Source organism: Prevotella sp. MGM2, from assembly GCF_002933955.1.
GTDB lineage: Bacteria > Bacteroidota > Bacteroidia > Bacteroidales > Bacteroidaceae > Alloprevotella.
Genome location: NZ_BEWW01000096.1, coordinates 1 through 7,869, shown reverse-complemented (window position 1 = coordinate 7,869; position 7,869 = coordinate 1). Strand labels below are relative to the sequence as shown.

Genomic DNA, 7,869 nt, shown 5'->3' with positions numbered 1-7,869 from the left:
GTTAGTGCTGCCGTGGTTTGTCGGTGGTCATGCCTTGCTGAACGAGGTGCTCGGTGGCCTGAAGGAGGGGAAAGACATAGGACTTCAGCTCCTCGTGAGCGGCCGACAGGCTTACGGGTACGGGACGTCCGGCGTGCAGGTCGTAGCAGAATTCCTTATCCACTTCGGCGTTATAGACGTAGAGATGACGGTCGTTGCGAGCGGCTATGGTTTTGTCGGCCGTGTAGAACGCTGCCGGCCGCTGCTCGCGTGTGAGGTCTACGCCGAAATTGTTTTGCACGTAGGGCAGGCGCAACATCGACAGGAGTGTCGGCGCCACGTCCACCTGCACGGCAAAGTCGGTGCGCTCCTGCGGGACTATGCCTTTGCCGTAAATCATGAAAGGGACGTGGTTTTGTGCCTCCGGCAATTCGCAGTCGGGCGGTCCTACGGCTTTTCCATGGTCGCCCAGGATAACGAAAATCGTGTTGTCCGCCCATGGCTCGCGCGCCGCGGCGGCCATGAAGTCGGCCAGGGCACGGTCGGCATACTCCACAATCTGTTCTTCGGGACGATTGCTGCGCGGACGGAACCATTCGGGCAGGACGTATGGCGGATGGTTGCTGATGGTGAGCAGAGTGGCAAAGAAGGGCCGGCCGGCAGCGGCCTGACGGCGCAATACGGGCAGGGCGTAGGAGAAGAGGTAGTCGTCCTGCACGCCGAAGTTGTTGGCGACCTTTTCGGGCGGGTAGTTCTCCTGGGCGTATATCTCGTCATAGCCGTTGGTGCGGAAGAAGGCGTTCATGTTGTCGTACTGCGACTCGTGTGTCATGAAGAACATGGTGGTGTAACCGTTGTCTTTCAGAACGGTGGGCAAACCGGAATAGACGGGTATGTCCGACCCCTTCATGGCGTTGCGGAACATGATGGAAGGAAAGGAGTAAAGCGTGGCATAGAGACCATGGTTGGTGTGATTGCCCGAAGAATAAAAGTTGGCAAAACTCAGCGAACGGCCGTAGAGCGAGTCGAGGCAGGGCGTGAGGTGCTTTTTGTTGCCGAAGTGCGCCATCAGTTTGGCCGACATCGACTCCATTATGATCATGACTACGTTCTGATGCGTGGGCGCTCCCTCAGGGACGACTCTGCGGGCGATGGGCGAGATGCCGTCAATGCCTTCACGGCCCAGCAGCAGGCGGGTACGGCTCACAGCCTCGTCGCCATCCATGAGCCGGAGCGTTTTGTTTTCCGGCCTCAGCCCGTCAAACGAACTGGCCAGAAGGCAGAACATCGGGTTGAGGCCCATGTTGTTGAGTACGGGACTGGTGGAGAAATAGGCTGCGCTCACCTTGATGGGATTGTAGCCCAAGCGGCCGCGTATGCCCACGAAGCAAAGGGCGGCAAGAACGGCCGAACACATTATCATATATAGACGGTGGCGCACTGTGATGCGATCATGGCGCACAACTGCCTTTCCGGAAAGTGCCAAGGCCCGCCGGAGCCGTTTGCCGTAAAGGCGCAGCAGGCAGGAAAAAACCGCCGTGGCCGCGGCAAAGTAAAAGATGTAGAGATAATAGGACGTCTCGCCCAACAGCATGCCGGCGGTGGTGGTGCCGTAGCCGGCCCAATTCCAGATGGAGGCATTGAGCGTCTTGGTGAAGTAAAGGAAGTAAGGGATGTTCGCCGCCGAAGCCATGAACGCCAGCGCGTAGAACACGCCGAACCACACGCCCATGCTGCGGATCATCCACGACCGCCAGCGGCCGGTTTGTGCCGCAACGATGGCAAAAAGCAACGGCAGGGCCATGACGTAGCAGCCTATGACATTGTCGAACCACACACCGCGCAAAAAGGCGGTGAGGCAAGGGCCTGACCCGAAACCGGCATCGGACGGCAGCTGGCCGGCTACAGCGGCGAAAAACAGCAGACGGAACACTGTGAGTATGAGAAGGGCGGTAGCGTGAACGCCCAGAAGATACGCCAGAACCTTTGAAAATTTCTTCATAAATTCATAAATTTGGCACAAAAGTAGCAAAAAAAGTGGTAAGTTTGTAGTCGATATGATTGAATTACAAGGCATACACAAATCCTTCGGCAGTCTGGAAGTACTGTCGGGCATCGACCTCAAAATCAACAAGGGAGAGGTGGTGAGCATCGTAGGTCCCAGCGGCGCGGGCAAAACCACACTGTTGCAGATTATGGGAACGCTCTATCGTCCCGATGGCGGGAACCTTGTCATTGACGGACAAAACGTGTTGAAACTCAACCGCCGGCAGTTGGCACGCTTCCGCAACGAAAACATCGGTTTCGTCTTTCAGTTTCATCAGCTGCTGCCTGAATTTACGGCACTTGAGAACATCATGATACCGGGACTGATAGCCCGCCGGCCCAAAAGCGAAATACACCGGCGCGCCGATGAGTTGCTGGAATTTATGGGACTGACAGACCGGGCACGGCATAAGCCCGCACAACTGTCGGGCGGCGAAAAACAACGTGTGGCCGTGGCACGCGCCTTGATGAACGAACCCGCCGTGGTGTTGGCCGACGAGCCGTCGGGTAGTCTTGACAGCCACAACAAGGCTGAATTACATCGCCTCTTCTTCGACCTGCGCGACAAATACGGACAGACGTTTGTAATCGTCACCCACGATGAGGAACTGGCACGGATCACTGACCGGACTATCCATCTGGCCGACGGACGTGTCGTGGACGAGGAACTTTCTTTGATTACCGCAACTGAAGAAACATCAGCTGAAAAAGACGAACCGGAATATGATTAAGCTAGGCGATTACAATACCCTACGCATTACGCGCTTTACTGACCACGGGGCCTATCTCGACGGCGGACATGTGGGGGAAATCCTTATGCCTAAAGCCTATGTGCGGCGCGAAATGCGTCCCGGCGATGAAGTTCGGGTATTTATTTATCTGGACCAGAGCGAGCGCCTTGTCGGTACTACCGAACAGCCGCTGACCCGCGTAGGGCGTTTCGCGTTCCTACGGGTAGCCTGGGTCAATGAGTTCGGAGCCTTTCTCGACTGGGGACTGATGAAAGATCTCTTCGTGCCATTTCGCGAACAGAAAATGCGCATGATGCAGGACCGTTCCTATATCGTACATGTACACGTGGACGAAGAAACCAATCGCATCGTGGCTTCAGCAAAAGTAGAGCAATGGCTTCGGCCTGCCCGGTCGGCCGATTACTATCGCGGCCGCGAAGTGGAGGTACTCGTGCAGCAGAAAACGCCTCTGGGCTTTAAGGTTATTGTAGATAATGCGCATCAGGGACTTGTATATGACGATCAAATATTCGGTATGCCGCCCCGTACCGGCGACCTCTTGCACGGAACAGTAGTAAGCCTCCGGCCTGATGGCAAACTTGATATCTCGCTCGACCGTATTGGAAAAAGCCGCTTCCGCGACTTTGCCGATGTGCTTCTCGACGAACTCCGAGCCGCAGGAGGTGAACTACCTTTTTCTGATGACAGCACACCTGAAGAGATAGCCGGACGCTTTGCTGTGAGCAAGAAAACATTCAAACGTGCCTTGGGAACGCTTTATCGCGAACGAAAAATAACATTTGGTGAAGGCTCCATTAAGTTGCCGATACGGAAAAATGTAAAATAAGGTATAGAAATAACAAATAATATTTGGAAGTTTCAAACTATATTTATATCTTTGCAACAGAATAAAAGAAAGATAAATTCTTATAATCATTATAAAATAGTTTTTTCATCTCTATATAAGTTCTGTGAGGCAACTTTTCGTCGTGATGACGCGAAGTTGCATTTTTTATGTTATTACTATAACGTCTGGTCATGTGAGAACATTACATCCGATATGCCGACAAAGGACGCTCAGTAGATGAAGAGCTACGGTTGGTATGCGAAGATGCCGCCCAATATACCTCAACATTCCTGTCTCTTGTTTCAGTTATTTCCGGATTATGGGAAAATTCACAGGCTTTATCCCTCTACCGGTCGGAATAAAGGTTCTCAGAATATACTCCCTTTTTTATCCTATCGTTTTACTGACAAACCGGAATATATGAAAGGCGCAGTTCTCGCTCATTACGGAACTGCGCCTTTGTTTAAAGGTTTATGTCGCTTCAATACGGCGAATTACAAACTCCAATCCTCTTGTGTCTTGCGGACGTAGGAGCGGTAGCGCTTCTGTGCGGCGGCTTTGGTTGCGGCGTAAAGTTCTGTGGAGGCTTCTTCGCCGAGAGCTTTCTTCAATGACAGGAAGCGTACCTCACCGTCGAGATATTCCTGGAACTTATCCCATTGCGGTTCCTTAGAGTCGAGCGTAAAGGGATTCTGTCCCTGGTCGGCGAGTTCAGGATTATAACGCCACAGATGCCAGTAACCGCATTCTACCGCACGACGCTCTTCCTCCTGGCTCTTGCCCATGCCGCCTTTAATCTTAAGGCCGTGGTTGATACACGGAGCATAAGCGATGATGAGCGACGGACCGTGATAGGCTTCGGCCTCACGGATGGCTTTGAGGCATTGTGCCTGATCGGCTCCCATGGCTACCTGAGCCACATAAACGTAGCCGTAGGTGGCCTGCATGAGGCCAAGGTCTTTTTTCGTGACACGTTTGCCGGCTGCAGCAAACTGGGCGATGGCTGCGATGGGTGTTGCCTTGGAGGCCTGTCCGCCGGTGTTGGAGTAGACTTCGGTGTCGAGTACCAGGATGTTGACGTCTTCTCCGCTGGCCAATACGTGGTCGAGACCGCCGTAGCCGATGTCGTAAGACGCACCGTCGCCACCGATGATCCACTGGCTTCGCTTCGTAAGGAAATGACTGAGTTCTTCGAGTTGCTGACACGTTGCGCAGCCCTTGGCAGCACCTTCTTTGATGAAAGGCTCAAGCTTGAGTGCGGCGGCGCGGCTGGCTTCGGCATCGTCCTTACCTTCAATCCAGGCTTGCGCGGCCTCCTTATACTCTGCGGGAGCTTCCTCGCAGGCCATTACTTCGCCGAGCAACGCCTCGATGCGGGCACGCATTTTCTTGTTGGCAAGAACCATACCCATACCAAATTCACAGAAATCCTCAAAGAGAGAGTTGGCCCATGCGGGACCTTGTCCTTTTTCGTTGGTGCAATAGGGTGTTGAGGGGATGGAGCCCGAGTAGATGGAAGAACACCCTGTGGCGTTGGCTATCATCTGACGGTCGCCAAAGAGCTGGCTGACGAGTTTGACGTAAGGCGTTTCGCCGCAACCGGAACATGCGCCGGAGAATTCGAAAAGCGGTGTGGCAAACTGTGAGTTCTTCGGGTTGAGCTTGATGTCCACCAGATGCTGCTTGCTCTTGACATTCTTCACGCTGTAGTCCCAGTTGTCCTGTTGCTCAAGCTGTCCTTCGAGAGGTACCATCTCAAGGGCCTTGTTGCCGCGCATACCCGGGCATACATCGGCGCAGTTGCCGCAGCCGAGGCAGTCGAGCACGTTGACCTGCTGGCGGAAGTGCATGCCCTTGAGTGCAGCAGGGGCTTTCATTTCGAGCGTGTTGCCCTTGATGCCCTTTACTTCTTCATCGTCCATCACAAACGGGCGGATAGCAGCGTGGGGACACACATAGGAACACTTGTTACACTGGATGCAGTTTTCCGAGTTCCAGACGGGAACGAATGCCGCCACCCCACGTTTCTCATAAGCGGCGGTGCCTTGCAGCCACGTGCCGTCCTCCGACACCTTAAAGGCGCTTACCGGAAGGAGGTCGCCGTTTTGTGCGTTGATGGGGCGCACCAGATCGGTGATGTAGGCCGGCTCGTAGCGTACCACCTTCTCGTCTTCAGGCAAGTTGGCCCAGGCGGGGTCTACGACAAGCTGCTTGTATTCGCCGCCGCGGTCTACGGCCTGATAGTTCTTGTTCACCACGTCTTCGCCCTTCTTGCCGTAAGATTTCACGATGAACTTCTTCATCTGTTCCACGGCCAGATCTACGGGAATCACCTCGGTAATGCGGAAAAAGGCCGACTGCAGGATGGTGTTCGTGCGGTTGCCCAATCCTATTTCCTGAGCGATCTTCGTAGCGTTGATATAGTATACGGTAATGTTGTGCTCGGCAAAATAACGTTTCACATTGTTGGGCAGGTTGCCGGCCAGTTCCTCACCTTCCCAGATGGTGTTGAGCAGGAAAGTACCGCCGTCGCGCAAACCGCGGAGCACATCATACATGTGCAGATAAGCCTGAACGTGGCAAGCCACGAAGTTAGGCGTCTTTATCTGATAAGTGGAGCGGATAGGGCTGTTGCCGAAGCGCAGATGGGAGCAGGTGAAGCCGCCCGACTTCTTGGAGTCGTAGGAGAAGTAAGCCTGGCAATACTTGTCAGTGTTGTCGCCGATAATTTTCACGGAGTTCTTGTTGGCGCCCACCGTACCGTCGGCACCCAAGCCATAGAACTTGGCCTCATAAATGCCTTCGCCTCCGAGCGCCATTTCCTTTTCCAGGGGCAGAGACGTAAAGGTCACGTCATCGGTGATGCCCAGCGTAAAGTGGTCCTTGGGCATGGGCAGTGCCAGATTGTCGAACACAGAGATGACCATTGTAGGCGTAGTGTCGCACGAGCCGAGACCGTAGCGTCCGCCAACGATGAGCGGACGGTTCTCCTGATCGTAGAAGGCATCCTTCACGTCGAGATAAAGCGGTTCGCCGTTGGCACCCGGTTCCTTCGTGCGGTCCAGCACGGCAATCCTCTTGCACGTTGCGGGTACGGCCTCCAAGAGATGCTTCACAGAGAACGGGCGGTAAAGGTGTACGCTCACCATGCCCACCTTCTCGCCTTTGCCCACGAGATAGTCGATGGCTTCACGCGCGGCCTCCGTCACGGAACCCATGCAGATGATGACGCGTTCGGCATCGTCGGCGCCGTAGTAGCTGAAGAGCTTGTATTTGCGGCCGGTGATTTCCGATACGGCTTTCATGTATTTCTCCACAATACCGGGTACGGCATCGTAGTAAGGGTTGCACACTTCGCGGTGTGCAAAGAACGTCTCGGGGTTCTCAGCCATACCGCGTGCCACGGGATGTTCGGGTGTGAGGGCGCGGTTGCGGAATTCGCTCACCTTGTCCATCGGCACGAGCGGACGGATGTCCTCCTGATCCATCACCTCAATCTTCTGATACTCATGGCTGGTGCGGAAACCGTCGAAGAAGTTGATGAAAGGAACGCGGCTCTCGAGCGCCGTCAGATGGGCCACGGCCGAGAGGTCCATCACTTCCTGCACGGAACCTTCGCAAAGCATGGCAAAACCTGTCTGGCGGCAGGCCATCACGTCACTGTGGTCGCCGAAGATACAGAGCGAATGCGTGGCCAGCGTGCGCGCCGACACATGAAACACAGTAGGCAGCAGTTCGCCCGCAATCTTGTACATGTTGGGAATCATGAGCAGCAGACCCTGCGACGCGGTGAAGGTAGTGGTGAGCGCACCGGCCTGCAACGAACCGTGAACGGCACCGGCGGCACCGCCCTCACTTTGCATTTCCTGAACGCTTACCGTGTCGCCAAAGAGGTTCTTGCGGCCTTGGGCCGACCACTCGTCAACGTGTTCAGCCATAGGCGAACTGGGCGTAATGGGATAGATGGCGGCAACTTCCGAAAACATGTACGCAATATGCGCAGCAGCCTGGTTGCCGTCACAAGTAATGAATTTCTTGTTTGCCATAACAGTAGATTATGTTGATTAAATTGTTAGTTGTGTCTCTGTTCTTTCTTGCAAAGGTAATATTTCTATTTAATTTGTACAGCCGAGTTTACATTTTTTCATGTAAGAAAACATAAAAAATAAAAAGCTCTTTTCCCCGGCCGGCATTTATGCGCCCCAATGCCCTCTTTACGTTAAATTCATCCTCCGTCCGACTTTAACATATTTAACCTTCCGTAAC

At 54.1% G+C, this 7,869-nt stretch carries 4 protein-coding genes; 2 read left to right on the top strand and 2 right to left on the bottom strand.

Going from position 1 to position 7,869, the window contains the following annotated elements:
- Position 1: 1 nt before the first annotated feature.
- A complete protein-coding gene (locus C5S62_RS02175) occupies positions 2–1,981 on the bottom strand; it encodes an LTA synthase family protein (RefSeq protein WP_104403874.1) in 1,980 nt (659 codons plus the stop codon).
- Between the two features lie 55 nt (positions 1,982–2,036).
- Between C5S62_RS02175 and C5S62_RS02170 the strand changes: the two genes are divergently transcribed.
- Both C5S62_RS02170 and C5S62_RS02165 read left to right on the top strand, forming a co-directional pair.
- Positions 2,037–2,756, top strand: coding sequence for an ABC transporter ATP-binding protein (locus tag C5S62_RS02170; protein WP_104403873.1), 720 nt, complete (start codon positions 2,037–2,039; stop codon positions 2,754–2,756).
- Complete coding sequence (locus C5S62_RS02165) at positions 2,749–3,603, top strand: S1 RNA-binding domain-containing protein (protein WP_104403872.1); 855 nt, start codon at positions 2,749–2,751, stop codon at positions 3,601–3,603. The genes C5S62_RS02170 and C5S62_RS02165 overlap by 8 nt, the downstream gene beginning before the upstream one ends.
- Before the next feature lie 494 nt (positions 3,604–4,097).
- Here the strand turns inward: C5S62_RS02165 and nifJ are convergent, their stop codons facing one another.
- Positions 4,098–7,649, bottom strand: a complete 3,552-nt coding sequence (gene nifJ / locus C5S62_RS02160) for a pyruvate:ferredoxin (flavodoxin) oxidoreductase (protein WP_104403871.1) — start codon at positions 7,647–7,649, stop codon at positions 4,098–4,100.
- Positions 7,650–7,869: the final 220 nt, after the last annotated feature.

Coding starts and splice junctions, on each gene's coding strand:
- nifJ (WP_104403871.1), bottom strand. CDS start 7,649: ATGGCAAACAAGAAATTCATTACTTGTGACGGCAACCAGGCTGCTGCG.
- C5S62_RS02170 (WP_104403873.1), top strand. CDS start 2,037: ATGATTGAATTACAAGGCATACACAAATCCTTCGGCAGTCTGGAAGTA.
- C5S62_RS02165 (WP_104403872.1), top strand. CDS start 2,749: ATGATTAAGCTAGGCGATTACAATACCCTACGCATTACGCGCTTTACT.
- C5S62_RS02175 (WP_104403874.1), bottom strand. CDS start 1,981: ATGAAGAAATTTTCAAAGGTTCTGGCGTATCTTCTGGGCGTTCACGCT.